Below are 26,255 nucleotides of genomic sequence, written 5' to 3' on the forward strand. Positions count from 1 at the left end.
CCGCCCCGGATGCTTAAAGCGTGATGCGGTAAATGCCGAAACCATCGGGGTTGGTTTCGCCCGTCGCCTCGATCTTGACCGCGGTCACATCATCCACATAGTCGGCGGCCTTTGGCCCGGTGGCAAAGAGCACGGTGGTGTCCGGGATCGGCGCAAGGGACCAATTGCTGTCGGCCTTGGGGTCGATGGTGCCGTTTTCCACGATATAGCGGACGATGATGTCGCGATTGGTATCGGGACCCTTGAACACGATCACATCGGGGCCAATGCCGGGGAATGTGCCGCCACCGCCAGCGCGGTAATTGTTGGTTGCGACCACAAAGCGGGCAGCCGGATCAATCGGGGCGCCATTGTGCATCAAATCCACGATGCGGTTGGCATCGAGGTTGAGCTCTTCCTTGCCATCGGCCGAATATTTGGACGGTTGGGTCAGGTCGATCTTGTAGGTAACGCCGTCGAGCACGTCGTAATTATAGGACGGGAAGTCGGGGTTGATGAGCTCGGCATCGCTAGCTCCCGGCTCGATCTGGTTGAAGATGCCAGCCGAGCGTTCCAGCCAGTTCTTGACGTCTGCGCCGGTGATGACCACCGCCTGGATGGTGTTGGGATAAAGGTAAAGGTCGGCCACGTTCTTGATGGCGACGGGGCCCACGGGAACATCGGTGTAATAGTCCGGACCGCCGCGCCCGCCGGCCTTGAACGGGGCTGCCGCCGACAGGATCGGCAGGCTCTCCCATTCGGTGCCTTTCATCATCTGCTCGATATACCAGGTCTGGGCCTGGGACACGATCTGCACGGAGGGATCGTCGGCGACCAAGGCAAAGTAGGAGTAAAGCGGTGCTGCCGTTTCACCGACCGGGCGGCGGATATAGTCGATCGTTTCCTCATGATCGGTCTGGGCCGCGGCGACAACTTCCGCCTCGTCTTCGACCAGGGCATTGACCTTGCCGTCCACGCGCTCGGAAATCGGGCGCGCCTCGGAGGTGTGCGACACCACCATCCACTTGCCCTCGGCATCCTGTTCGAGCAGCAGGTCGATCAGGCCCATATGCGACCCCCAGAAGCCCGGCATGACGGCAGGCTTGCCGCTCAGAGTTCCCGCTTCGATATCGGCGCCTTCAACGCCCTCGTAGTCGGGGCCGGGGAACACCAGATGCTGGTGGCCGGTGAGCACCACGTCGATGCCTTCAACGGCGGCAAGTTGCAGGGAGGCGTTCTCAGCGCCTGTGGTCTGGTCGGAGGCGATACCGGAGTGTGACAGCGCGACGATGATATCGGCGCCTTCCTCGCGCATGCGGGGAACATAGGCTTGGGCGGTCTCGACGATGTCGCGGGTGTTGACCTTGCCGGTGAGGTGGGTTGCGTCCCAAGTCATGATCTGGGGCGGCAGGAAACCGATAATACCCACCTTGATGGTCTTGGTCGCGCCCGAGCCGTCGGTCAGCTCTTTCTCGACGATCAGGTAAGGCTTGATATAGGTGTCATCGCCCAGCGGGTCGGCGGCCAGTTCGCCGCGCACGAGGTTGGCCGAAACAAACGGGAACTCGGCACCCGCAAGGGCCTTGTCGAGATATTCCAGGCCATAGTTGAATTCGTGATTGCCCAAGGTCGCGGCTTCATAGCCGAGCGTGTTCATCGCGGCGATGATGGGATGGACATTGTCCTCGAGGCCTTTTTCGTAGGCGATGTAGTCGCCCATCGGATTGCCTTGGATGATGTCGCCATTGTCGAGCAGCATGGAATTGCCCGCTTCGGCACGAATGGCTTCGATCAGCGAGGCAGTACGGGCGAGGCCCATCGTGTCGTTGGGCGCGTCGGCATAATAGTCATAGGCGAACACGGCGACATGCAGGTCCGTGGTCTCGATGATCCGCAGATGCGCCTGGTTGGCTTGTGCCATGGCGGCAAACGGATGCATCGCGGCCATTGCCCCGATGCTGGCGGAGCCCGCCAGGAAAGTGCGTCGCGACATTTTGGGCAGGAAGTTCATGGATCGTCTCCCGGAATTGCTCGGCTGAACAAAGAAACGCCCGGGGGCCCCGCGCTCCCGAACAGCCGGATCAATGCATCCGGCGCTTGGCTCTTGCCGCCCGGAGGTGACGTCCAGATGACGGCAGCAGGTGACGGTAGGACGTTTTTGGGGAAGCGGTCAATTTGGATGATGGGCGTGCGCAAGCGCCGCCTCGGGTGCGGTGATGTCCAGCGTGCAAGTGGCGAGGCAATGCCCCGGATAAGTATAAAGTAGTGAGACAAAGCCCCGCCACTTGCGATGGGATTTTCCGGCGCGCGCGACTCTGGTCCCTGAGCCTCCCAGAGGCATTGGTGACACTTCCGCTTGCCTACGAGGATCACGAACATCCCCGCCCCATCTGCCAACCACACTAGCCGGTTCGCGCGACCCGCTGGGTGATGTGGTTGGTGAGGGGAGAATAGCGCACGGTGATGGAGGCGGGGATAAGCAGGAGAGATTTGGGGGTGGAAAAGCCCCTCTCCCTGGCCCTCCCCGCAAGGGGGAGGGTGAACCTAGTGGGTGGGTGGCCACCGATGCCACTCACAAGCGCGGTGTCATCCCGGGCTCGACCCGAGATCCATCCTGAGATGGTCGTTTTTGGAGGTGCTCGCTCGGTCAACCCTGCGGCTGCGGAGGGATCTCGAGATGGACCCCGGGTCGAGCCCGGGGTGACATCGTGGTTGGGATGGATGGTGCCACCCCCCGATCGTCATCTCAAGCCTGACCCGAGAAGACTGTACTTGCGGAGCGCTGGTAAAGTGCAGAGCCCTCGGGTCAAGCCCGACGGTGACGAGTGGTGGGTGGGAGTAGATCAGATCCACCGTCCCCACACCCACAGGGAACTGAACCCCCATGCCCGACTTGTTGCTATCAAGCTAACCGGAGAAAAAAGCGATGAAGTTTCGCGGCAGGCAGCAGAGTTCCAACATCGATGATCGTCGTGGACGCACGGGCGGGCGCATGGGGGGACTGGGTGGCCTGGGAGGCAGCCCGTTTGGGCGCGGCGGTGGAATCCGGCTGCCGACAGGCGGGGGTCGCGGCGGGCGTGGCGGCATAGGGAGCCTCTTGGGGATCGTTGTGGTGCTCGGCATAATCTGGTTCGTGACCGGCACCAATCCAATCGACATCCTGAGCGGGGGTTCGGCGACAGGGCCATCCTCCTCGGCAAGCTCGTCCAGCCAATTGCCCACAACGGGCGAAGAGGCCGAGCTGCGCGAGTTCGTAGGTGTCGTGGTCAAGGAAACCGAAGATCTCTGGAGCGATGTCTTCGCCCAGCAGAACGAGGACTACCCCGAACCCACGGTTGTGCTGTTTAGCCAGGCGGTGAGCACCGGTTGCGGCGAAGCTGATTCCAGCACGGGTCCTTTCTACTGCCCCAATGATCAGCAGGTTTATATTGATCTGAGTTTTTACGACCAGTTGCGCGACCAGTTTGGCGCGCCAGGCGATTTCGCACAGGCTTATGTGCTGGCGCACGAGGTCGGCCATCACATCCAGAACATCACGGGCATTCTGCCCGAATTCAACCAGCGCCGCCGCTCCATGAGCGCCGAAGAGGCCAATGCCTATTCCGTGCGCGTAGAGCTGCAGGCAGATTGCTATGCGGGCGTGTGGGCCAATTATGCCGGCCAGCAGAACCTTGTGGAGCAGGGCGATTTCGAGGAAGCGTTGAACGCTGCCGACCAGATCGGGGACGATACGCTGCAAAAGCGAATGCAGGGCTTTGCCGTGCCCAAGACGTTCAATCATGGTACGTCAGCACAGCGCAAGACTTGGTTCGAGCGGGGCTATCAGTCCGGCAATCCGGGTGATTGCGACACCTTTTCGGGAAATGTCTGATGGCACAGGTCGAGGCGCTCGCCCTTGCAGATGACGGCACTTTCCCCAATAGCCGCTATCCGGCGCTGATCTATCGCGGCGCCACCAAGGGGGATGGGCCCGAAGCGCTGGAGCAGCTCTTTGAGCGCAATGGCTGGCCGCCACAATGGCGCGACACGGTGTTCACCTTCCACCATTACCATTCCCAGAGCCATGAATGCCTGGGCGTTGCCGTGGGAAACGCCACGCTGCGGCTCGGTGGGCCCGATGGCCAAGAGGTGCGGGTGGAGGCAGGCGATGTCGTGGTGATCCCGGCGGGCGTTGCGCATCAGCGCGTCCTAGCCAGCACGGATTTCATGGTCGTGGGCGCCTATCCGCCGGGGCAGGAGAATTTCGACACGCTGCGCGGCAATCCCGATGACCGGCCGAAGGCCGACGAGAACATCGCTGATGTCCCCGTGCCGCAATCAGACCCGGTGGAGGGTTCCTCCGGATCCTTGCTGGATAGGTGGCGCTAGGCTGCCGTAGGCTTGTGCTCGGGCAGCTTTTCCATGCCCTTCTGCTCGCGCACATGGTTGAGGAAGCGCGTGAAGAGATAGTGGCTGTCGCGCGGACCGGGGCTGGCTTCGGGGTGGTACTGCACCGAAAAGATCGGCTTGCCTTCAACGCTGAGGCCCGCATTGGTCTCATCAAACAGCGAAATATGCGTTTCGGTGACACCAGCGGGCAGGCTCGCCTTGTCCACGGCAAAGCCATGGTTCATCGAGGTGATTTCAACCTTCCCGGTGGTCAGATCCTTGACCGGATGGTTGGCGCCATGGTGGCCCTGGTGCATCTTTGAGGTCGTGCCGCCGAGAGCCAGGCCAAGCAGCTGGTGGCCAAGGCAGATGCCGAACACGGGCTTGCCGGTATCCAGCAGCTTCTGGATGGTGGGAACGGCATATTTGCCGGTCGCTGCCGGATCGCCGGGGCCATTGGACAGGAAAATGCCATCAGGATTGTGCGCCAGCACGTCCTCGGCCGTGGCCGTTGCGGGCACGACCGTCACCTTTGCGCCCTGGTCGGCAAGGCAGCGCAGGATGTTGCGCTTGGCGCCGTAATCGATCGCCACGATATGGAAAGGCGCGTCCTCGAGCTTGCCATAGCCCTTGTCCCAGGCCCAACCAGTCTGGTCCCAGTGGTAGGTCTGGGCGGTGGTGACTTCCTTGGCGAGGTCGAGGCCTTCAAGGCCGGGGAAGGCATTGAGCTCGGCCTTGATGGAGGCTTCGTCGAACATGCCGGTCGGCTCATGGGCGATCACACCATTGGGCATGCCGTTTTCGCGGATCTGCGCGGTCAGGGCACGGGTGTCGATGCCGGTGATGCCGATGATGTTGCGCTTCTTGAGCCAGGCGTCGAGCTTTTCGGCGGCGCGATAATTGGATGGGTTGGTGATGTCGGCCTTCAAGACAACACCGCGGACACCCGAGAGTGCGGCCATGTTGACCGTCTCGATGTCCTCGTCATTGGTGCCGACATTGCCAATATGGGGGAAGGTAAAGGTGATGATCTGCCCGGCATAGGAGGGGTCGGTCAGCACCTCCTGGTAGCCGGTCATGGCGGTGTTGAAGCACACTTCGCCCGCGGCATGGCCTATGGCGCCGATTCCGCGGCCTTCCAGGCGCGTACCGTCTGCAAGCATCAGAATTGCGGTCGCGGGGGATTGCTGCCAGCCGGTCACGGTGGGCCTCCAAAGTTTGGGATATGTGGTTGAGGGCTCGTCATAGAAGCCCCCGCAGGGGAGCGCAAGTGGCGCAGCCGCATGTTTATGCCTATATGGGCTGCGACACCGCAAAACCAAGAGGATGAAAAACCCATGCGCGAACAATTCAGCGAAGGGCTAAAAGCTGCGCTCAAGGCGCGCGATCAGCGGCGCACCGCAACGCTTCGCGCCATCACTGCGGCCATCAAGGACAAGGACATAGCCATCCGGCAGGAAAACCGTGGCCCCGCCACCAACGAGGAAATCCTGGCCATTGTACAAAAGATGGTGAAGCAGCGCGAGGAAAGCTTTGCCATCTATGCGCAGGCCGGACGCGCCGACCTTGCCACGGTGGAAAAGGAAGAGATCGACATCCTCAACGAATTCCTGCCCAAGGGCTTGAGCGAAGAGGACGTGGATGCGGCCATCCAAGCTGCGATTGCCACGACAGGCGCCGAAGGGCCCAAGGACATGGGCAAGGTCATTGCCCAGCTTAAAATCGACTATCCCGGCCGGATCGATTTCGGAAAGGCCAGCGGCAAGGTCCGCGCGGCCCTCGCGAGCTAGGCAAATTGCAAGGAGCGCCCCGGCGCTCCTTTTTTATTCTGCCGGCCGGCCCAGGGGCGGTGCCGTGCGCAATTCCGCCCAATAGGAGAGGATGGCGACCAGCGTTGCAGCGACAAGGCAACCAACCCCAATCAGCGGCAAGCTCCCATAGCTGGCGCCGCCCTCGATCGCTGCTGCACCGATCATGGCCCCAATTGCGATGCCGATATTGTAGCCGGTCGGGATGAGAGCCGAGGCGAGGTTCGGCGCATCGCCCGCCGTTGCAAGCACCCGTGCCTGGATCGGCGTTCCCACCGCGAAGTTGACCCCGCCCCAGATGATCACCGTCACTGCCATAAGAAGCGGGTGCGGGGTGGCAAGGTATAGGAGGGCAAAGGCCAGCACCTGACACACCAGGATGCCGATCACGGACGGCATGATCTTCCAGTCGGCAAGGCGCCCACCGATGAACACGCCCACAGTCGAGCCAACGCCATAAAGCAGCAACACCCATGGCACCACCATGGGATCGAGCCCCGTCACTTCGATCAGGAGCGGCGCGATATAGGTAAAGACGCTGTATTGCGCGATCATGGCAAGGATGGCGATGATCAATGAGCTGACGATCTGCTGCCGGCCCAGCGCCTTGAACTCACGCCTGAAACTGCCGCTCGTGCTGGCCTCGCCGGCCCGGGTGGGGAGGAACAGGGCGATGGCGATCGTCGCAACCAGGCTCAGCGCGCCCACGGCCCAGAAACTTGCCCGCCAGCCGAACATATTGCCCACGGCGGTTCCGCCGGGCACGCCCAGAATATTGGAAATGGTGAGCCCGGACAGGATCAGCGCCACGGCAAAGCCACGCCGCTCCTTGGGCACAAGGCTGACGGCTACGATAGCCGCGATACCGAAATAGGTGCCATGCATCACCGAAACGAGAATGCGGGCAGCCAGCAGCAGCTCGAAATTGGGCGCAAGGGCGCAAAGCACCTGCCCCAGGGTGAACACCGAGCCCAAGAGCAGAATCAGCGCCTTGCGCGACAGCTTCTTGGTGGCAACCGCCAGCAGGGGCCCACCAATCGCGATACCAATGGCGTAACCCGTCACCAAATAGCCCGCGACAGGAATGGTTATGCCCAACCCCGTGGCAACATCGGGCAGGACGCCGGCGATCACGAACTCGGCTGTGCCGAAAGCGAAAGCCGCCAGAAAAAGGGCTAGGAGGGGGAGTGACATTGTTGAATCCGCCTCGGAGGCGGGCCTTTTTGTTGAAGCGGCCTCAAACCACAGCTGAACGCCTGGGGCAACCAACAATTGGCTGAGGCATAATTGCCATTCAGTGCACGGCCACTTGGCGCGGGATGAAATTGGGCTACACTTGGCGTCAAAACAAGCGCATGGCGCGCATCTATTGGGGGCATTGATGAGCATATCGGCAAAAACCAAGCGGCGCTTCGCGGCGGCCACGGCCTTGCGGGGCCTATTCATGTTGCTGGGCGGCCTTTACGCCATTTTTTGGCCCGGCGACGCCTTGGCCGTGCTGGTGCTGGCTGGCGGCATCCTGCTGATCATTGACGGTGCACTGGGCTTGTGGAGCCTGACCTTTGGCGGCGGCAAGAGCGGCAATTACTGGTTCGACGTCGTCAGCAATGCCCTGTCGCTGATCCTAGGCATCGTAATCCTCCTGAGCCCGCTGCTTGCCACTGTTTTTACCGTGGCGTTTCTTGGCACGCTGATTGGCATCGCGGCGCTGATTGTGGGCATCATGCAGATCGTTGTTATCGTGCGCGAGCGCGAGAGCTATGCCCGCATCTGGCCGGTGGTGCTCTCGGGTATCTCGTATGTCCTGTTGGGGCTGGTGTTCCTGTTCATGCCGCTGATCAGCATCACCATTGCCGTGATATTCGGCGGAATCATGCTGATGGTGTTCGCCTTCGGCCTTTTTGGCTGGGCATGGCGCCTCTACCAGCGCAGCAAGGCGGCTTGAGCCGTCTCACCGGTAAACCACTGTGACCCCGGCTACGCTCGCGTCCTGCCGGTAGATTTGAACGCCCGGGGGAAGGCTCAACTCGATCTTGCCCGGGCCATCCCAGCGTGCGCCCAGATCAGCCTCCTTGCCGATCGACACAAAGCTTGCCGCATCCTCGGGCAGGCCCTCTCCCGCTGGAACAAGTGCTGCCTGGGTGTTGGGGGCGTCCGACCCCCCGCAACGACGCGAAAACACCACAAGGTCAAAGCGCCCATCGGGCGCCGCCAGCCTGTTTTGAATGCTGACTTCGCAGCCGGGCAATGTTCCCGCCCAATACCAGATACCTGCTCCCACCACAGCCGCTGGAAGGGCGGTAAGTGCGACAAACATGCCGAACGGGAATTTATAACGCGGTGACAGCTGTGCAACCCTGCTGTGGATAAGTGGGCAGCCCGTGACTTGGAGGGCAAGAGTGCTTATCTAACATCCCATGCGCTTTTCCGATCAATTTCTCGACGAAATCCGCCAGCGCCTGCCGATCACGCAGGTGGTGGGCGAGCACGTGCTTTGGGACAAGCGCAAATCCCAGCCCGGCCGCGGCGACATGTGGGCCTGCTGCCCTTTCCATGGCGAAAAAAGCCCGAGCTTTCACGCAGATGACCGGCGCGGGATCTACCATTGCTTTGGCTGCGGGGTGTCGGGCGATCATTTCCGCTTTCTGACCGAAAAGGCCGGCATGAGCTTTCCCGAGGCGGTGGAAAAGCTTGCCGGCATGGCTGGCATTCCAATGCCCGCACGTGACGAGCGCCAGGAAAAGCGCGAAGCCGAGCGCAAGTCGCTCTATGATGTCATGGAACTGGCGACAAAATATTTCGAAGCTGCTCTGCAGCACAATATCGGCGCCCGCGCGCGCGGCTATCTGTTTGAGCGGGGCGTCTCAGCGCAGAGCCAGACGCGTTTTCGCATCGGCTTTGCCCCCGACAGCCGCAATGGCCTCAAGGAGCATCTGGCGCTTAATGGCGTCTCGGCTCAGGACATGATCGATACGGGCCTTGTTGCCCGCCGCGACGATGATCCGCTGACCTATGACCGGTTCCGCAACCGCGTCATGTTCCCGATTCAAGACTTCCGCGGTCGGGTCATCGCCTTTGGCGGTCGTGCCCTGTCGCCCGACGTGCCCGCCAAATATCTCAACTCACCCGAGACCGAACTCTTCAAGAAGCGTCAGACGCTTTACAACGGGCAAACTGCACGGCAAGCGGCGCGCGACGGTGGCACGGTCATCGTCATGGAAGGCTATCTGGATGTGATCGCGGCCGTTGCCGCAGGCTTTGAGGGGAGTGTCGCGCCCCTTGGCACGGCCTTGACGGAAGAGCATTTGCAATTGCTCTGGCGCATGAGCCCGGACCCGATCCTGTGCTTTGATGGCGACAAGGCTGGTCTCAAGGCCGCCGAGCGCTCCGCCGACCTGATCATGCCCCATCTCAAGCCCGGCTTCACCGTCAAGATCGCGACCTTGCCCGAAGGACAAGACCCCGATGATCTGATCAAGGCGCAGGGCAGGGCAGCCTTTGCCGATGTGCTGGATCGCGCCCGTTCGCTCTCCGACGTAATCTGGAGCATGGAAACGGGCGGGCTTGTTCCCGAAACCCCCGAAGCGCGTGCGGCGCTCCAGGCGCGGCTGCGCGAACGGGCCAATTCGATCCAGGATTCTTCGGTTCGCTTCCATTATGCCCAAGCGTTCGATGAAAAGCTGCGCGCCTTTCTTGCGCCCGTGCGGCAAAACCGCTTCGAGCCGCGGGGCGGGCAAAAGCGCTATGGGCAGAGCGGCGCCTATGGCTATCCCAGCCGCGGCACGCCGCGTCTTGTGGTCAGCGACACGCTGCGAAATTCGCGGCTTCTTAAGCCCGGTCATGTGGCCGAGCCGACGCCGCGCGAAGCGATCATCATCCTCAGCCTCGTCAATCATCCCGCTCTTGTTGAAGACAAGTTCGAGACGCTGGCGGCGCTAGATTTCGACACGCCCATTTCCCAAAAGGTCTTAGGTGAGATCCTGAGCCTTGTGGTGCGCCACCACGATATTTCGGCAGAAGACCTCCAATCGGCGCTCGGCGTGCGTGGCCACGGGCCAACACTTGAGCGCATGCGCGACGTGCTGCTGCGGCAGGGCGTGTGGCAGCATGGCGCCGAAATAGCCCTTGCCGACGCAGAGATCGGATTGAGTCACGCGCTGGCCTTGCATAATAAGAAAGTTCAACTAAATAGGGAACTCAAGGCAGCCGAAGCGGCGCTGGGCGAAGACCCACGCGAAGAAACCTTTGAAAGGCTGCGGGACATCAAGAACCAGATTACCACCGTCGATGGCACAGAAGCATTGATCGAAGGATTTGGTTCGTTATCGGGACGCGCGACACGCAGCTTTTAAGGGAAAACCTTGGGCCTGCGGGTTCGCGCGATTTTGCGCATGACGATGCGCACGAATTTCCCGTGCGAACCAGCTCGCTGCTGGGGCGTTAACGCCTCGGTTACCGATCCTTTACCTTGCTTTGAGGTGTCACCACTTAAAGCCTTATTCGGGCCCGGGCGCACGGGATCCGACGGAGTACCAGATGGCCACCAAGGCAGCTGCAAAGACCACAACCAAGGAAAACGAGAAGCCGGAAGCCGGCGCCCCCGAGGCGACGAACGACAGCCCTTTGCTCGACCTTTCCGATGCCGCCGTTAAAAAGCTGATCAAGGTCGCCAAGAAGCGCGGCTACGTCACTTACGAAGAGCTCAACGCCGTGATGCCGTCGGACGAAGTTTCGTCCGAGCAGATCGAGGACTTCATGTCCATGTTCTCGGACATGGGCATCAACGTCGTCGATGAAGACGAGGTTGAAGAGACCGAGGTCGAAAAGGAAGAAGAAGACCAGGGCCAGGAGATCGCCACCTCCTCGAGCAGCAGCACGGCCGTCTCGACCACGTCCAACACCAAGGCTGGCTCTGATCGCACCGACGACCCCGTGCGCATGTATTTGCGCGAAATGGGCTCGGTGGAATTGCTCAGCCGCGAAGGCGAAATCGCCATCGCCAAGCGCATCGAGGCTGGCCGCGAGACCATGATCGAGGGTCTGTGCGAATCGCCACTGACCTTCCAGGCCATCATCATCTGGCGCGACCAGCTCGCGCAGGGTGAAATCCTTTTGCGCGACATCATCGACCTTGAAGCGACCTATGCCGGTCCCGACGCCAAGCAGGCGGCGCCCGACATGTCGGCTGCCTACCAGGCGCCCAAGGCTGAAGCGCCCGCCGAAAAGCCCAAGGCAGCTCCCGCTCCCAAGCGCGCTTCTTCCGACGACGAGGATGATTACGTGCCCGAGGAGCCACAGGCTCCCCAGGACCCAGCGCCTGATGATGATGACGACGAGTTCGAAAACGCCCTGTCGCTTTCGGCCATGGAAGCCGAGCTCAAGCCGCAGGTCGTGGAAACCTTTGATCGCATCGCCAATGCCTATGGCCAGATGCGCGAGATCCAGGATCGCAATGCCGAAGATCTGGGTGCTGCCGTCAGCGAAGCCGATCGCAAGAAGATCGAGGCGTTCCGTGCCGAAGTGATTGCCGACGTCAAGTCGCTCTCGCTCAACAATGGCCGCATCGAGAACCTTGTCGAGCAGCTCTACGACATCAACAAGCGCCTGGTGAAGCTTGAAGGCCGCCTGCTGCGCCTGGCTGAAAGCTATGGCGTCAAGCGCGAGAAGTTCCTCGAGAGCTATTATGGCCAGGAAGTGAACCCCGCCTGGGAAGCGAACCTTGCCAATTTCGAGGGTAAGGGTTGGGCAGAATTTGCCAAGCGCGAAGCCGACACCATTCGCGATATCCGCGGAGAAGTCGCAACTCTTGCGACCGAAGCTGGCCTTCACATCGGTGAATACCGCCGCATCGTCCATAAGGTGCAAAAGGGTGAGCGCGAGGCTGCGATCGCCAAAAAGGAAATGGTGGAAGCCAACCTTCGCCTCGTGATCTCGATCGCCAAGAAGTACACCAATCGTGGCCTGCAGTTCCTGGACCTGATCCAGGAAGGCAATATCGGTTTGATGAAGGCCGTCGATAAGTTCGAATACCGCCGCGGCTACAAGTTCTCGACCTATGCGACCTGGTGGATTCGCCAGGCGATCACCCGCTCGATCGCCGACCAGGCCCGTACCATCCGTATTCCGGTGCACATGATCGAAACGATCAACAAGATCGTTCGGACCTCGCGCCAGATGCTGCACGAAATCGGTCGCGAACCGACGCCCGAGGAGCTCAGCGAAAAGCTGCAGATGCCCTTGGACAAGGTTCGCAAGGTGCTCAAGATCGCCAAGGAGCCGATCTCGCTCGAAACCCCGATCGGTGATGAGGAAGATTCAAATCTGGGCGATTTCATCCAGGACGTGAACGCGATCCAGCCGATCGACGCCGCGATCCAGTCGAACTTGCGCGAAACCACGACCCGCGTTTTGGCATCGTTGACGCCACGCGAGGAGCGTGTGCTGCGCATGCGCTTCGGCATCGGCATGAACACCGACCATACCCTGGAAGAAGTCGGCCAGCAGTTCTCGGTAACGCGCGAACGTATCCGCCAGATCGAAGCCAAGGCCCTGCGCAAGCTCAAGCACCCGAGCCGGAGCCGCAAGCTGCGGAGCTTCCTGGACAATTAGGAGCGGCAGGTTATGGCCGAAGGGCGCCTCAAGGTCACCAGCATCCGGGCCATTGTGCCGTTCAAGCTGGTGATCACCTTTTCGGACGCGTCCTTTGGCACGTTTGATGCGGCGCCGATGATTGGCGAGCGCGGGGAGGGCACCGAAGCCCTGCGGGACCGGCGGTTCTTCGGGCAGGTAGAGCTTGCCAATGGCGTGCCGACATGGCCAAACCATTTCGACATCTCGCCTGATTGGCTGCGAGAGGAAATGGCCAAGCGGGGGGAGCTGTTGTTCCCCGAGCCGGTGCGGCGCAGGCGATAAGAAGAAAAGGAGACGAACCCATGTCGTTTTGGAAAAATCTGTTCGGTGGTGGTTCGTCGAACGCCGAGCCCGCCGGCGACAAGGTGCTGGGTGAGGAAAGCCACAAGGGCTTTCTGATCAAGGCCATAGAGATGAAGGCTGGCAGCGAACTGCAACTCGCCGGAACGATCGAAAAGGAGATCGGCGGCGAGCTTAAGATATACCGCTTCGTGCGCGCCGACCGCATGAGCTCGCGCGAGGATCTCGTCACCCTGGCCATTGCCAAAGGCCGACAGATCATCGACGAACAGGGCGAAGCGATCTTCCGCTAAGCCGTAAGACCACAATCCATACAAGTCAGCCGGTATTCGCGGGACAATTGGTGTCCTGCGAAGCCGGCTTGTCGCACAGGAGAATACCCATGGCCAAGAAGCCAACCCCCCGCAGTGAATTCGTGATGTTCGACGTTGTCTACGAAGACGGCAGCCAGCGCTCCAACCGCAAGGTGGATGCGAGCCTGCTGGGTGGTCTGGACGGCGACGAGCCGGCCCGCCAAGCCATCATGGAACAGGACCGCGCCATTTCCGAAAAGTCCGGCCTGCCGCCACTCCAGATCAAGTCGATCAAGCGTTCGGGCAAATAAGCCGGAGCCTTGAGCCCTGAACTCCCGAGCCCTCATGGTGAGCTTAGGGAACCACGAGGGCAGGCCACAAGAGGTGCCACGACCTCACCCTTCGACGGGCTCAGGATGAGGTCTGGCGTGGGCCTCTGATCAGCCAAGCGCCTTGTCCACGGCAGGCTTCACCACCGTGCCATAAAGCTCGATCGCCCGCATGACCTTGTCATGGGGCAGGGTGCCGACGCTGAGTTGCAGGCCGAACCGGTCGTGCCCAAACCATTCGTGCTGCATCAGGATCTTGTCGATGATCTCTTGTGGCGATCCCATGAAATAAGCGCCCTGGGGCGTCGCGCCGGCATCGAACTGCGCGCGGGTTGTTGGTGGCCAGCCGCGTTCCTTGCCGATCCGGCTCATGGCGGCGCTATGGGCGGGGAACGCAATGTCGCGCGCGTCCTGGCTGTTGTCAGCGATAAAGCCGTGCGATGAAATGCCAACGGGATGCTTGGCCGGGTCCTTGCCCACCTTGGCCACGGTCTCACGATAAAAATCCACCAGCGGGGTGAACTGCCGGGGTTGCCCACCGATAATGGCGATCATCAGCGGCAGGCCATAATAGGCGGCGCGTGCCACCGAATTGGGCGTGCCACCCACGGCGATCCAGAGCGGCAGCGGAGACTGCATGGGTTGGCGGTAAACCTGGACGCCTGGAATGGGTTTGGTGTGCTGCCCGCCCGGCCAGCTGATCTTGCCGCCCTCGCGCAGCCGGAGCAGCAATTCGAGCTTTTCTTCAAACAGCGTGTCGTAGTCGTTGAGATCATAGCCGAACAGGGGAAAGCTCTCGATGAACGAGCCGCGCCCGGCCATGATCTCGGCCCGCCCATTGCTGAGCAGGTCAAGCGTTGCAAACTGCTGGTAGACCCGCACCGGATCATCGGAACTCAGCACCGTCACGGCCGTCGAAAGCCGGATGTTCTTGGTGCGTGCCGCGGCAGCGGCGAGGATGGTCACAGGCGCCGAGGCGACGTAGTCGGGCCTGTGGTGCTCGCCCAGCCCATAGAAGGCGAGCCCTAGCTGGTCCGCCAACTCGATCTCTTCCAGGAGGTCCCTCAGCCGCTCGGCCGGACTTTGCATCCTGTCGCCATTGAGCGGGTCAGGCGTGTTTTCGGCGAAGGAGTATAGTCCCAGTTCCATGTCGGCTACCTCGTGGTTGGGGCCATAGATGACCACCACGCGCACCCGGATCAAGAACGTACACTGGTGATACCGACGCACATTGATGCGCCTCTGCATTTGGTTCGATCGCCATTGCCCGGCTCGTCCGGACAATGGTGGTTCAGCTTGTGTGGAGAGCGTGGATCACCCGGACGGGCCGGGTGATGACGATCACTTGACTCGCATCACACGTTGTTGGGCGATGGCGCATAGGCGAAGGGTGACACGGGCGCAGTTGCGGGTTCTGGAGCCTTCTCGCCCGCGGCCTTGTGAATCTCGGCCACAAGGCCGGGCGCAAGCTTGAGCTTGGATGCCAGCGCATCGAGGTAGGCGCGCTCGGCTGCCGTGTCTGCCGTGATGGCCACCAGCGAGGCTGCATAGATTTCCGCGGCATGTTCGGGCGTGTCGGCGCGGGCCGCAACGGCGTTGATATCGAGCGGCGAGGAAAGCTCGTCAAACACCCAGGCCTTTTCTTCGGATGAAAGGTTCATTGTTTCGAGCTTGCCGAAGATCGCTTCCTTTTCTTCGGCATCGATCTTGCCGTCCGCCTTGGCTGCCGCGATCATGGCGCGAACCAGCGACTTGCCCAGCTCTTCCTGCCCCTGCTGGTCATGCGCAGGCGGGATAAACGCGTCGCGGCCGGAACTCGGCACACTGCCTTGCTGGTTCTGCTGATAGTTCTGCCAGGCGCTATAGGCAAGGCCCCCCAGCGCTGCCACAGCGCCCATCTGAACAGCGCTGCCGGCAAGCTTGCCCAAGCCGCCCTTGCTCAAGAGCATGCCGGCGGCAAGGCCTGCGGCTCCGCTCATGGCGTTGCGCTGGTGGCCCTTGTCGGTCTGGAGGGCTTTGACGATCTGGTCGATGTTGAACATGAGCAGTCCCTTTTTGTTTTCCTCCCCGACCAGATGGTGCCGCTTACCGGCCACCGCAATAGCGTGGCGCCGAATGATGCAGCGCAAAAAAGACCCCGGCGGGGCGGGCCGGGGTCTCTCTTCAATGCGCTCGCAGGGAGTGACGAGGCATTATGGGGTTAAACGACCTTATGGGGTCGTCGTAGCGGCTGGAGCAGCAGGGGCTGCTTCAACGGGGGCTTCCACTGCTGGTGCAGTAGCAGCTGGTTCAGTGGTGGTAGCTGGTGCCTCGGTCATTGCGGCGCCGCCTGCGGCAGGATCAGCCGGGGCTTCAATGGCTGGTGCGCCACCGGTAGTGGTGGTAGTCGTCGCCGGGCCAGAATTGGCCGAGAAAACCAGATAGCCGATAGCCAGCAGGGCCAGGGCAACAATGATGCCGACGAACCAGCCAGTGCCGCTGCTTTCGCGCGTGTACACCGTGCGGTTGCCGTCATTGGTATAAACGGTATCGCGTTCCGGGGTAGCCATGAAATTCGCTCCTTTGTTTCACCGTATGGCAAGAAAACGCGGGCTTTTTGGTTTCGTTCCCGTTTGTGTGATCACGAGGTGAAGTTGTGAACACGAAATGTAAAAACAAGCTGGAACAAAGCCTTAGGCTGGACTTCTCTGGGGAAAGAAGATGCTTTTTGCCCTTGGGGAAAAAACAAAAAGGCCGGGCTTTGAGCCCGGCCTTCATTGTTCAAGCCATCAATTTTACTGCTGGGCAACCGTGACCAGCGGGGTGATACGACGGATCGTCACGCGGCGGTTTTCCCTTTCGGCCGCTTCGGTGCGGATCTTGAGATAGCGCTCGCCATAGCCCTGGGTCGCCAGGTTTTCCGGCGGCACACCGTAGAAGTCCGACAGGATACGGGCGACCGTTGCCGCGCGCAGATCGGACAGCTGCAGATTGGAGATGTCCGACCCCACCGCATCGGTATGGCCTTCGATCAGGAAGGTTTCGGTGGGGTTCCGTTCCAGCAGCGCCAGCATGGCGTTGGCAACATTGGACAGGGCTCCCACCTGGTCACGGCCGATCGTGGCAGCGCCGGTGTCAAAGGTCAGGCCGCCCACTTCAAGCTTGCGAACGCTATCGCGGACACGAGCCGAGCGCTTGACCTCGTCGATCGAGTAAAGACGGGCAACCTGCTCCACCGGTGGCTGGCGGAAGAAGGTTTCGAGCTCTTCCTCGTCGGCCTCGGCGGCATCGAGCACATATTCGTCGACCGAGATGTTGAGGCGCAGCGGCGGCAGGCCGGCTGCAGGATCACGCCATTCAACCAGCTGGTCCTGATTACGCTCGTCGAAATAGGCGAGAACATATTCACGGCCCGAGGGGTCGATGCGCGAGCGGCGAAGCACGTCGCCATTGCGGTTGCGCACGGTGACGATCTGGGTGCCATCGGGGCGCGTAATGGTTTCGCGCGTCCGGCCGCCACGCAGGTTTTCGTAGAAAATCTCGTCTTCGGCCGCGTCATAGAACCGGGACGTATCCTGGCCGATCGAGCGCACAAACAATTCCGTGCCGATCTGCAGGACCGTCTGGGTCACGTCGATCTCGTTGCGGCGATTGTCCTGGTTCACCTCGATATTGGTCTGGTTGACGTCGATATTGGTCTGCTGCCCAATATTGGTCTGCGACTGATCGATATTGGTCGTGGTGTTGTTGACCGTGGTGTTGTTGGTGACGTTGTTCACCACATTGGTCTGGTTGATAACCGTGACGTTCTGCGGCAGCTCGGCGGGAGCGGCAAGAGCGGCGGCAGGTTCAACGCGCTCACCTTCTTCCTGGCTCACGGGCTGCACTTCTTCCACTGCAATGAACCGCGATTGTGCGGCAGCATCGGATTCAGGTGGTGGAGCGGCTGCTGCTTCGGCTGCGGCTGCAGCTTCGGCTTCCGTTGGCTGAGCCTCGGCAGCAGGCGCTGCCGTGCCTTCGGCGGCAACAGGAGCATCCTTGGCGCTGTCGAGCACGGGAGCGACCTGCTCCTGCGTCACGCCTTCGGGCAGGTCTTCAACGGGTTCCACCGGAATATCGGCAGAAACATCCGCGTCAGTTTGGGGGGCGAGGATGCCGCTGCTTTCCGCTGCCGGCGCCTGTTCCTCAGTTTCGGTTTCGGTCCCCGCTGCAGGCAGATTCGGCACGGCTGGCAGGGTCAGGCCGTTTTCGGCAAGGCAGGCGTCCACATCGGAAATGCCGGCTTCTGCGCAGATGGCGGAAATGGCCTGGCGGGCGTGGCTGATCTGGGCCTGCGCCGTAGCGGTGTCACCGCCCGACATCATGTCGGCGATTGCAGCATTATAGATATCGATCTGTGCCTGCAGATCGGCCGAGATATCCACGTCAAGCGTCTGCTCGGCCTCGGTGGGCTGCTCGGTCTCTGTTGTCTGAACATTGGATTCAGCGTCCAGATCCTGCGTCGCAGCTGAAGGCTCTTCGATTTCCTGCGTTTCGAACGCTTCTTCCTCGGCGCTCACAGCAGCGGGCTCGTCGGCAGCTTCGGCCTCAACCGCAGTGTCCGGCTCAGCTGCAGTTTCATCTCCCAGCGCTTCGGCTGCGGCGTCTGCTTCGGCAGGCGTTTCGTCCTGCGCTGCCGGGGTCTCGATTGTGGTGCTCTCGGCAGGCTCTGCCGGAACAGTTTCTTCTTCGGTCACGGATTCGGCTTCAACCGCAGTGTCATCTGCTGGTGCAGCTTCGTCTTCGACAGCGGCATCGTCCGCAGGAGTGTCTTCCTCGGCAGAAATGTCTTCCTCAGCAGGAGCAGTTTCCTCAGCAGGAGCAGTTTCCTCAGCAGGAGCAGTCTCGTCAGTGGGCGCTGCCTCGTCCGTGGTTTCCGCTTCGGTTTCGCCCTCGGCTGGCTGGGCTGCGATGCAGTCCTCGAGCGTCGTGAAGCCGGCATCGACGCAGGCTTGCGGCAGGTCCTGCGCATTCGCGGCAAAGGGCGACAGGGTGAGCAAGGTCAGGCTCGATCCGGTGAGGAGCCAGTTTCTAAGACGCATTATTCTTGTTCCTTTGTGTCGAAGGGCATTTGAGCCAAGCATCGCGGCGCTTGTCTGAACGCAGACTGAATGAATTCCGACAGCGCCCCAGCCGGTGCTTTTTCCCGCAAGGCCCAGAACGCCTGGCCTTGTGCTAGGTTCCAAACCCTGGCTCGCCAACAAAGCAGCGCCCGATCATGGCGCCATTGCGGCAAGGCTGGTTGTCCCGCCCGGTTCGTGTTAGGCCCCCTTCATGCAGCAAGCGAGCAAAACCCTGAGCCTGCCGACAAGGGGGCAGGGGCTTTATGAATTTACCCAGGCCGTCTCCGACTTTGTCGCCGAGAGTGAAGTTTCCACAGGCCTGCTGACCGTTTTCGTGCGCCACACCTCGTGCTCCCTTCTGATCCAGGAAAACGCCGATCCCGATGTGCAAACCGATCTTCTCGGCTTTTTCCAGCGCATTGCGCCCGAAAGCATGGACTGGATCGTCCACACGACCGAAGGGCCGGACGACATGCCCGCACACATCAAATCGGCCCTGACGCAAACCACCATCGGCATTCCCGTGCTTGGGGGCGAGCCGGTGCTGGGCATTTGGCAAGGCATTTATCTCTTTGAGCACCGCGATCGGCCCCATCGGCGCGAGATCGTGCTCCACATCATCGGAGACCGCTGAATGAATTGGGCTGAACTGGCCAGCTATTGGCCATTCGTGCTGGGGCTCATGGTCACGGGGGTCTTTTCGGGGCTTGCCGCGGGCCTACTGGGCATTGGCGGTGGCGCGATCATCGTGCCCGCGCTTTCCACTTCGCTGGCGCTCCTGGGCTATGATTCCGATGTGGTCCAGCACGTCGCCGTCGGCACCTCGCTCGCCATCATCATTCCCACCGGTATCATGAGCGCCCGCGCCCATCACAGGCGCGGTGCCCTGGACACCAAGACCCTGCGCCTCTGGGTGCCATTCATCGTCGCGGGCACCTTTATCGGCGGCCTGATGGCGGGCCTGTTCTCCGGCGACGTGCTGCGCGTGGTTTTTGCCGTTATGGCCTTCCTGATCGCCGGCAATATCGTTTTTGCCTGGCAGACCAAGGTCATGGGGCACCTGCATGGCTCGGGCCTCGCTCATCGCATTTCGGCGTTCGTCGTGGGCTATATTTCGTCCCTGATGGGGATCGGCGGCGGCTCGCTCAGCGTCCCTACGCTCGTGGCCTTTGGCGCCAGCATGCATGCCGCCGTCGGCACTTCGGCCGCGCTGGGTGTTGCCATCGCACTCTCGGGAACTGCTGGCTTCATCATCTCGGGCTGGGGTCAATCCGGCCTGCCGCCGCTGAGCCTTGGCTACATCAACCTTGTCGCCATGGTGCTGGTCGCCATCCTCGCGGCCATCTTTGCCCCCTTCGGTGCAGCCCTTGCCCACAAGCTCGACCAGAAAACGCTCAAATACGTCTTCGCGGTGTTTCTGGTGGCCGTCGGGCTCAACATGCTGTGGAAAGTGCTGGCAGGCTAGCGCGCTACCGATCGTCACCCTCGGGCTCGACCCGAGGGCACTTCACTTGCGGAGCGCCTGCTAGGTGCAAAGCCCTCAGGTCAGGCCCGAGGGTGACGATCCAGCTCGGGGAACTGCCGGTTCTAACTGCAAGCTACTAAAATCGGTTGGTGGGGACGGTTTGACTACGGTGGTCCGTCCCCACCGCCCAAGCCCCCTCATGGGAGGGGAATTGGGAACGTTTAGTTCGTGGGCTCTGCGAGTTCCCACTGAACTGTTACGTTGATCGAAAAACTCAATTCGCCCGCTTCAACGGGCACCGAAGCCGCTGCGGCCTCGGCGCGCATGGCGTACATAGGCATGGGCGGGGGCTGGTTAAAGCTCTGCGATTCAGAAATCGAGACGAGTTCCGCCAGCGAGCTGTCGGCAGCCTCGGCATAAAGCCCGGCCTTTTCGCGCGCATCGGCAAAGGCCAGACGCCGCGCATCGTCAAGCAAATCGCTGGGGTCCGCCACGGAGAACGAAATGCCGTTGATGGTGTTGGCGCCGACCGTTACGGCCTTGTCCAGGATCGTGCCGAGCGCTTCGAGATCGCGCACCGAAAGGGTGACCGAGTTCGTCACCTGGTAGCCAGCGATCTTGGGAGGCCGCGTATAGCCATTCTCGTCGCGCTCGTCGGTGTAGACATAGTCCGGATTGACTGAAAAACCCGAGGTCTGGATATCGCGTGCCTCGATACCTGATTCCTTGAGCGTGTTGACCAGCTCGGCCATAGCGGCAGAATTGGCATCAAGCGCCTCGCGCGCTGTTGCTCCTTGCGTGGTCACGCCCGAGGTGATGATCGCCATGTCAGGCGCGGCGCGCACTTCGCCAATTCCATCGATAGTGATCGTGCCGGCATAGGCGGGCAGGGCAAGGCTCCCGACAAGGGCGAGGGGGGCAAGGGCAAGCAGGTGACGCATTGGCAAACTCCAAAAGTTCGGGGGGACTACTCCCCATCCATTGCGTCAGTATTGCGGCCAAGATGAACCTGGCTTGAACAGCTTGTGGACAATCACCCCGCCAAAAGTATGACTTATCGCACTTGCCGGTCCTGCCCCGGTGCGGTACTCACAGCCAGCACAATTTCGAGGGGAAGCAGATGAGCACAAGGCACTATCCGGACGGCGTTCTTGTTGGGCGTGCCCGCGTGCCCGGCCAGGCTTGCCCCCGCATCGTCACGGTGCGCAATGGCGAACTGTTCGACATCACCGCCAAGGGCTTTGCCACCGTCCGCGACATTGCCGAAAGCGGCAAGGCGGCCGAGCATGTGCGCAATGCCTCGGGCACCAGCCTTGGCAATGCCGACGCCATTGTGGCCAACAGCCTTGCCGCGAGCCACGATCCATCCCAGCCGAGCCTGCTTTCCCCCATCGACCTGCAATCCATCAAGGCGTCCGGCGTCACCTTCGTTGTTTCGCTCCTTGAGCGCGTGATCGAAGAGCAGGCCCGGGGCGACAAGGCGCGCGCCGATAGTTTGCGTGGTGAAATCCTCGACCTCATCGGCACGGACCTTTCCGAACTCGTCCCGGGCTCCGAAACCGCTGCGAAGGTCAAGGCTGCCCTGATCGAGAAGGGCGTCTGGAGCCAGTATCTGGAAGTGGGCATCGGGCCTGACGCCGAGATCTTCACCAAGGGCCAGCCCATGAGCTCGGTCGGCTATGGCGCTGAAGTCGGCCTTCATCCCATTTCGAGCTGGAACAATCCCGAGCCCGAAGTTGCGCTTCTTGTGACCAGCAAGGGCGAAATCATCGGCGCAACCCTTGGCAATGACGTAAACCTGCGCGACGTTGAAGGCCGCTCGGCCCTGCTCCTGGGCAAGGCCAAGGACAACAATGCCTCTGCGTCCCTGGGGCCCTTCGTACGCCTGTTCGATGGCGATTTCACGCTCGACAGTGTCAAGCAATCCGAGATCGCGCTGCGCGTTGAAGGGCAGGACGGCTTCGTGCTCGAAGGGCATTCCTCCATGAGCCAGATTTCGCGCACGCCCGAATCCCTCGTCGCGGCCACCATTGGCGGACACCACCAATACCCCGATGGCCTGGTGCTCTATCTCGGCACCATGTTCGCCCCGGTGAAAGACCGCGATGGCGCCGGCAAGGGCTTCACTCACAAGCTGGGCGACGTTGTCACCATCTCGACATCCGAGCTTGGCACCCTATCTAACACTGTAAACCTCTCCACCCAGTGTCCGCCCTGGACCTATGGCACCAGCCATTTGCTGCGCGACCTCGCCAAGGCTGACCTCCTCTAGATTGCTTCCGAAAGGCACATACAATGGCTGAACTGCACAAAAACCTCATAAACGGGGAATGGGTCGGCACGGATGGCGTGGAAAACATCAACCCGTCCAACACTGCCGAAGTCGTGGGGCTTTATGCCCGCGCCACGGCCGAAGAAACCAAGCAGGCTATCGCGGCTGCCAAGGCAGCCTTCCCCGCCTGGTCGCGCTCGGGCATTCTTGAGCGCCATGCAATCCTCTCCAAGGCTTCGCAGGAAATCACCGCCCGCAAGCAGGAACTGGGCGAGCTGCTGAGCCGCGAAGAAGGCAAGACCCTCCCCGAAGGTATTGGCGAGGTTACCCGCGCCGCGCAGATCTTTGATTTCTTTGCTGGGGAAACCCTGCGCCTGGCTGGCGAAGTGCTTCCCTCCGTGCGCCCCGGCGTTGGCGTCGAGATCACCCGCGAGCCCGTGGGCGTTATCGGCATCATCACGCCCTGGAACTTCCCTATCGCCATCCCGACCTGGAAAATTGCTCCGGCGCTGGCCTATGGCAACACCGTCGTGATCAAGCCGGCCGACCTCGTGCCCGGCTCCACCTGGGCCATTGTGGACATTCTCGTCCGCGCCGGCCTGCCCAAGGGCGTGCTCAACCTCGTCATGGGCAAGGGCTCGGTTGTGGGCCAGACCATGCTCGAAAGCAAGGACGTCAATGCCATCAGCTTCACCGGCTCGGTGGGCACGGGCAAGCGCGTCGCCTCGGCCTCGCTTGAAGTTGGCCGCAAGTTCCAGCTTGAAATGGGCGGCAAGAACCCGACCATCGTGCTTGATGACGCCGACCTCAAGGTCGCCGTGGAGTCGGTTGCCCAGTCCGCCTTCTTCTCGACCGGCCAGCGTTGCACGGCCTCCTCGCGCATCATCGTTACGGAAGGCATTCACGACCAGTTCGTCGAGGCCCTCGCCGAGCGTGCCCGCAACCTGCGCGTGGGCAATGCCCTCGACAAAGACACTGAGATCGGCCCCGTGGTCGATCCGAGCCAGCTCAAGCAGGACACCGACTATATCGAGATCGGCAAGCAGGAAGGCGCGAAGCTCGTTGCCGGCGGCGAACTGGTGAAAAAGGAAACCGAAGGCTATTTCCTCCAGCCAACCCTGTTCACCGAAGCCAACAACCAGATGCGCATTTCCCGCGAGGAAATCTTCGGGCCCGTGGCCTCCGTGATCCGCGTCAAGGACTACGAGGAAGCGCTCGCCGTCTCCAACGACACCGATTTCGGCCTCTCCGCCGGTATCGTCACGACGTCGCTGAAATACGCCACCCATTTCAAGCGCAATGCCGAAGCAGGGATGGTGATGGTCAACGTTCCGACCGCCGGCGTCGACTTCCACGTCCCCTTCGGCGGCCGCAAGGGTTCCTCCTATGGCCCACGCGAGCAGGGCAAGTACGCTGCCGAATTCTTCACTGTCGTGAAGACCGCCTATACCGCTGCCGGCTAATCCGGCCGGGCGAGTTGAGCATCACAACCCGCGGACCTCGTCCGCGGGTTTTTTTGTTGGCGCCGGCAGGCGCAATTCCTCACCGGGGCCCCACAAGCACGATGTCACCCTGCGCTCGACCCGAAGCCAATTCCGATATGCCCACGATCGCTGTGGGTATCTTTTAACATGGGTTGCACGCTGGAACGGGTTTCATTAACCCTATTTTGCGGAGGGGCTCCATGATCCACAAATTGATAGTGCCACGGCAAGCAGAACCCATCGTGCGCAAGCAGCTGGCCCAGCACGACAACCATGTGCTTCGTGCCCTCAAGGTCAAAGCCATGCACCGCGCCATCAACGAATTCGCCGCAGCCTATTGCCCATAGCGGCCTTTCAAGCCAGAGGCGTCGTGCCCTTCGGCCGCATCCCGTTCGGCTCCCGCCTGAATTCGGGTTCCCCATAGACCCATGCGCCTTGCCAAGCGTTGAGCCCTCGCTCTAGACCAGCATCTAGTCCGAGGAATGCCCATGTCCGACCGCTCGTCCCTTTTGACGCCGTTCCGCCACGAGACCTTTCGGCTCTTGTGGATGGCAACGCTGGTGTCCAATCTGGGCGGCCTGGTGCAGTCGGTGGGCGCCGGCTGGATGATGACGACGCTGACCGACTCGCACAACATGGTGGCGCTGGTGCAGGCGTCTACCACCTTGCCCATCATGATCTTCTCGCTCGCGGCGGGTGCCCTGGCCGACAATTTTGATCGTCGCACCGTGATGATCATTGCCCAAACCGGCATGATGATTGTTTCGCTTCTGCTTGCCGCCATGGCCATCATGGGGCTGCTCAGCCCCTGGCTTCTTCTCACCTTTACCTTCCTGATCGGCTGCGGCACGGCCTTGTTCAATCCGTCCTGGCAGGCCTCCATGGGCGATATCGTGCCGCGCACGGATCTGCCCAATGCGGTGACGCTCAATTCTGTTGGCTTCAACATGATGCGCAGCGTCGGCCCTGCAATCGGTGGGCTCATTGTCGCCCTGGCAAGTGCCGGCGCCGCGTTTGCCTTCAATGCCGTCAGCTATATCCCGCTGATCTTTTCCCTTTGGCGCTGGAAGCCCGAGCCAAGCGCCGCGCGATTGCCGCGCGAGGATTTCGCCAGCGCCATGTGGGCGGGGGTCCGCTATGTCTCGCTTTCGCCCCACCTCACAATCGTTCTTTTCCGCGCCCTGCTGTTTGGCCTTGCAGCCATTTCCGTGCTGGCGCTGCTGCCTTCGGTCGCCAATGACTATGTAGGGGGCGGCGCGCTCGTCTATGGCACGCTCCTGGGCTGTTTCGGGCTTGGCGCAATCGGTGGCGCGTTTCTCAATGGCCGCATCCGCGAGCGCTACAGCAATGAAGCCATTGTCCGCCTCGCCAGCATTGGCTTTGCCGTGTCCTGCGTCGGGTTGGGCTTTAGCCGCGATCCCATTCTGAGCCATATGGTGCTGCTGCCCGCCGGCGCGTGCTGGGTCCTTTCGCTGTCCCTGTTCAACGTTTCGGTGCAGCTATCAACCCCGCGCTGGGTGGTCGGCCGAGCGCTGGCGCTCTACCAAACGGCAACTTTTGGCGGCATGGCAGCTGGCAGCTGGCTCTGGGGCGTCACCGCCGATACGCTTGGGCCCGATGGCGCTTTGGGCTGCGCCGGCCTTGTCTTGCTGGTTTGCGCTGTGGTCGGCCTGCGCCTGCCGCTGCCCCAGTTCAACACGCGCGACCTCAACCCGATCAACACCTTCAGCGAACCCGTGCTGCGCCTAGATGTGCGCCCCCGCAGCGGCCCCATCATGGTCATGGTGGATTACCGGATCGACCAGTCAGATATCGGCAAATTCCTGGCCCTGATGATGGATCGCCGCCGTATTCGCCGTCGTGACGGTGCACGGCAATGGGCGCTTCTGCGCGATCTGGAGGAGCCCGATCTGTGGGTCGAGAGCTACCACGTCCCCACCTGGATCGATTATCTGCGCCACAACATGCGCCGCACCAAGGCCGACGCCGAAAATGTCGAGCAACTGCGCGCCCTCCACCGCGGCCCCGGCAGCCCCAAGGTGCACCGCATGATCGAACGGCAAATCGTTCCGCTGAGCGACGACACGCCCTTGCGGGATACGCCGGAGGTGTGAGGAAGGCTTTCGGTCTCTTGCACCAGACGCCCCACAACCCCGATGTCATCCCGGCCTTGAGCCGGGATCCATCTCGAGATCTGGACACAGCTGCAAGGTGTCAGAAGAACCACTTGTGAGATGGCCGCATCT

Annotated in this window: 24 protein-coding genes; 15 read left to right on the forward strand and 9 right to left on the reverse strand. The window is 61.5% G+C overall.

The window, feature by feature from the left end; all coding sequences use genetic code 11:
• Positions 1-13: 13 nt before the first annotated feature.
• Positions 14-1,990 carry a bifunctional 2',3'-cyclic-nucleotide 2'-phosphodiesterase/3'-nucleotidase gene (locus DDE77_RS09210; protein WP_108397155.1) on the reverse strand — a complete coding sequence of 659 codons (1,977 nt, stop codon included), beginning with the start codon at positions 1,988-1,990 and terminating at the stop codon, positions 14-16.
• 915 nt (positions 1,991-2,905) lie between these two features.
• On the opposite strand from DDE77_RS09210, the gene ypfJ reads away from it, so the two are divergent.
• Complete coding sequence (ypfJ, locus tag DDE77_RS09215; RefSeq protein ID WP_108397156.1) at positions 2,906-3,850, forward strand: KPN_02809 family neutral zinc metallopeptidase; 945 nt, start codon at positions 2,906-2,908, stop codon at positions 3,848-3,850.
• Entirely contained in the window at positions 3,850-4,347 is a 498-nt protein-coding gene (locus DDE77_RS09220; protein ID WP_108397157.1) for a cupin domain-containing protein, read from the forward strand. Before ypfJ ends, DDE77_RS09220 begins: the two co-directional genes overlap by 1 nt.
• Here the strand turns inward: DDE77_RS09220 and carA are convergent.
• Positions 4,344-5,510, reverse strand: a complete 1,167-nt coding sequence (carA, locus tag DDE77_RS09225) for a glutamine-hydrolyzing carbamoyl-phosphate synthase small subunit (protein ID WP_108397253.1) — start codon at positions 5,508-5,510, stop codon at positions 4,344-4,346. The genes DDE77_RS09220 and carA overlap by 4 nt on opposite strands.
• A gap of 174 nt (positions 5,511-5,684) precedes the next feature.
• On the opposite strand from carA, the gene DDE77_RS09230 reads away from it, so the two are divergent.
• Positions 5,685-6,137 carry a GatB/YqeY domain-containing protein gene (locus DDE77_RS09230; protein ID WP_108397158.1) on the forward strand — a complete coding sequence of 151 codons (453 nt, stop codon included), beginning with the start codon at positions 5,685-5,687 and terminating at the stop codon, positions 6,135-6,137.
• A gap of 33 nt (positions 6,138-6,170) precedes the next feature.
• On the opposite strand, the gene DDE77_RS09235 is transcribed toward DDE77_RS09230, so the two are convergent.
• Positions 6,171-7,349 (reverse strand): MFS transporter, encoded by a 1,179-nt coding sequence (locus DDE77_RS09235; protein WP_108397159.1) that lies wholly within the window; start codon positions 7,347-7,349, stop codon positions 6,171-6,173.
• A gap of 187 nt (positions 7,350-7,536) precedes the next feature.
• Here DDE77_RS09235 and DDE77_RS09240 point away from each other — a divergent pair, with 187 nt between their 5' ends.
• Entirely contained in the window at positions 7,537-8,100 is a 564-nt protein-coding gene (locus DDE77_RS09240; protein ID WP_108397160.1) for an HdeD family acid-resistance protein, read from the forward strand.
• Between the two features lie 6 nt (positions 8,101-8,106).
• Here DDE77_RS09240 and DDE77_RS09245 read toward each other — a convergent pair whose 3' ends face one another.
• Positions 8,107-8,472 (reverse strand): hypothetical protein, encoded by a 366-nt coding sequence (locus DDE77_RS09245; protein WP_108397161.1) that lies wholly within the window; start codon positions 8,470-8,472, stop codon positions 8,107-8,109.
• Positions 8,473-8,572: 100 nt separating this feature from the next.
• On the opposite strand from DDE77_RS09245, the gene dnaG reads away from it, so the two are divergent.
• From dnaG to DDE77_RS09270, 5 genes are all read left to right on the forward strand, one after another.
• On the forward strand, positions 8,573-10,507 hold the full coding sequence (dnaG, locus tag DDE77_RS09250; RefSeq protein ID WP_108397162.1) for a DNA primase: 1,935 nt from the start codon (positions 8,573-8,575) through the stop codon (positions 10,505-10,507).
• A 184-nt stretch (positions 10,508-10,691) separates the two neighbouring features.
• Complete coding sequence (gene rpoD, locus DDE77_RS09255) at positions 10,692-12,764, forward strand: RNA polymerase sigma factor RpoD (protein WP_108397163.1); 2,073 nt, start codon at positions 10,692-10,694, stop codon at positions 12,762-12,764.
• 12 nt (positions 12,765-12,776) lie between these two features.
• Positions 12,777-13,067 (forward strand): DUF2442 domain-containing protein, encoded by a 291-nt coding sequence (locus DDE77_RS09260; RefSeq protein WP_108397164.1) that lies wholly within the window; start codon positions 12,777-12,779, stop codon positions 13,065-13,067.
• Between the two features lie 20 nt (positions 13,068-13,087).
• The gene (locus DDE77_RS09265; protein WP_108397165.1) at positions 13,088-13,378 is read left to right on the forward strand and encodes an HlyU family transcriptional regulator; all 291 of its coding nucleotides are present in this window, start codon (positions 13,088-13,090) and stop codon (positions 13,376-13,378) included.
• Between the two features lie 89 nt (positions 13,379-13,467).
• On the forward strand, positions 13,468-13,689 hold the full coding sequence (locus tag DDE77_RS09270; RefSeq protein WP_108397166.1) for a hypothetical protein: 222 nt from the start codon (positions 13,468-13,470) through the stop codon (positions 13,687-13,689).
• A gap of 129 nt (positions 13,690-13,818) precedes the next feature.
• Here DDE77_RS09270 and DDE77_RS09275 read toward each other — a convergent pair whose 3' ends face one another.
• The 4 genes from DDE77_RS09275 to DDE77_RS09290 form a co-directional block, all read right to left on the reverse strand.
• A complete protein-coding gene (locus DDE77_RS09275) occupies positions 13,819-14,856 on the reverse strand; it encodes an LLM class flavin-dependent oxidoreductase (protein WP_108397254.1) in 1,038 nt (345 codons plus the stop codon).
• 206 nt (positions 14,857-15,062) lie between these two features.
• Entirely contained in the window at positions 15,063-15,749 is a 687-nt protein-coding gene (locus DDE77_RS09280; protein WP_108397255.1) for a tellurite resistance TerB family protein, read from the reverse strand.
• Between the two features lie 168 nt (positions 15,750-15,917).
• The gene (locus DDE77_RS09285) at positions 15,918-16,256 is read right to left on the reverse strand and encodes a hypothetical protein (RefSeq protein ID WP_108397167.1); all 339 of its coding nucleotides are present in this window, start codon (positions 16,254-16,256) and stop codon (positions 15,918-15,920) included.
• 225 nt (positions 16,257-16,481) lie between these two features.
• The gene (locus DDE77_RS09290; protein WP_157959747.1) at positions 16,482-18,767 is read right to left on the reverse strand and encodes an OmpA family protein; all 2,286 of its coding nucleotides are present in this window, start codon (positions 18,765-18,767) and stop codon (positions 16,482-16,484) included.
• Positions 18,768-18,999: 232 nt separating this feature from the next.
• Here DDE77_RS09290 and DDE77_RS09295 point away from each other — a divergent pair, with 232 nt between their 5' ends.
• Together DDE77_RS09295 and DDE77_RS09300 are read left to right on the forward strand one after the other, a co-directional pair.
• The gene (locus DDE77_RS09295) at positions 19,000-19,422 is read left to right on the forward strand and encodes a secondary thiamine-phosphate synthase enzyme YjbQ (RefSeq protein WP_108397169.1); all 423 of its coding nucleotides are present in this window, start codon (positions 19,000-19,002) and stop codon (positions 19,420-19,422) included.
• The gene (locus DDE77_RS09300; RefSeq protein ID WP_108397170.1) at positions 19,423-20,253 is read left to right on the forward strand and encodes a sulfite exporter TauE/SafE family protein; all 831 of its coding nucleotides are present in this window, start codon (positions 19,423-19,425) and stop codon (positions 20,251-20,253) included.
• A gap of 221 nt (positions 20,254-20,474) precedes the next feature.
• On the opposite strand, the gene DDE77_RS09305 is transcribed toward DDE77_RS09300, so the two are convergent.
• Entirely contained in the window at positions 20,475-21,194 is a 720-nt protein-coding gene (locus DDE77_RS09305) for an SIMPL domain-containing protein (RefSeq protein WP_108397171.1), read from the reverse strand.
• Positions 21,195-21,373: 179 nt separating this feature from the next.
• On the opposite strand from DDE77_RS09305, the gene DDE77_RS09310 reads away from it, so the two are divergent.
• From DDE77_RS09310 to DDE77_RS09320, 4 genes are all read left to right on the forward strand, one after another.
• On the forward strand, positions 21,374-22,525 hold the full coding sequence (locus tag DDE77_RS09310; RefSeq protein WP_108397172.1) for a fumarylacetoacetate hydrolase family protein: 1,152 nt from the start codon (positions 21,374-21,376) through the stop codon (positions 22,523-22,525).
• 23 nt (positions 22,526-22,548) lie between these two features.
• Positions 22,549-23,988, forward strand: a complete 1,440-nt coding sequence (locus DDE77_RS09315) for an aldehyde dehydrogenase family protein (protein WP_108397173.1) — start codon at positions 22,549-22,551, stop codon at positions 23,986-23,988.
• 221 nt (positions 23,989-24,209) lie between these two features.
• Positions 24,210-24,356: a hypothetical protein gene (locus DDE77_RS19430; protein WP_157959748.1), complete on the forward strand. Its 147-nt coding sequence runs from the start codon at positions 24,210-24,212 to the stop codon at positions 24,354-24,356.
• Positions 24,357-24,497: 141 nt separating this feature from the next.
• Positions 24,498-26,123 carry an MFS transporter gene (locus DDE77_RS09320; RefSeq protein ID WP_108397174.1) on the forward strand — a complete coding sequence of 542 codons (1,626 nt, stop codon included), beginning with the start codon at positions 24,498-24,500 and terminating at the stop codon, positions 26,121-26,123.
• The last annotated feature ends 132 nt before the right edge of the window (positions 26,124-26,255 follow it).

This window comes from Devosia submarina (genome assembly GCF_003056345.1).
GTDB classification, from domain to species: Bacteria; Pseudomonadota; Alphaproteobacteria; order Rhizobiales; family Devosiaceae; genus Devosia; species Devosia submarina.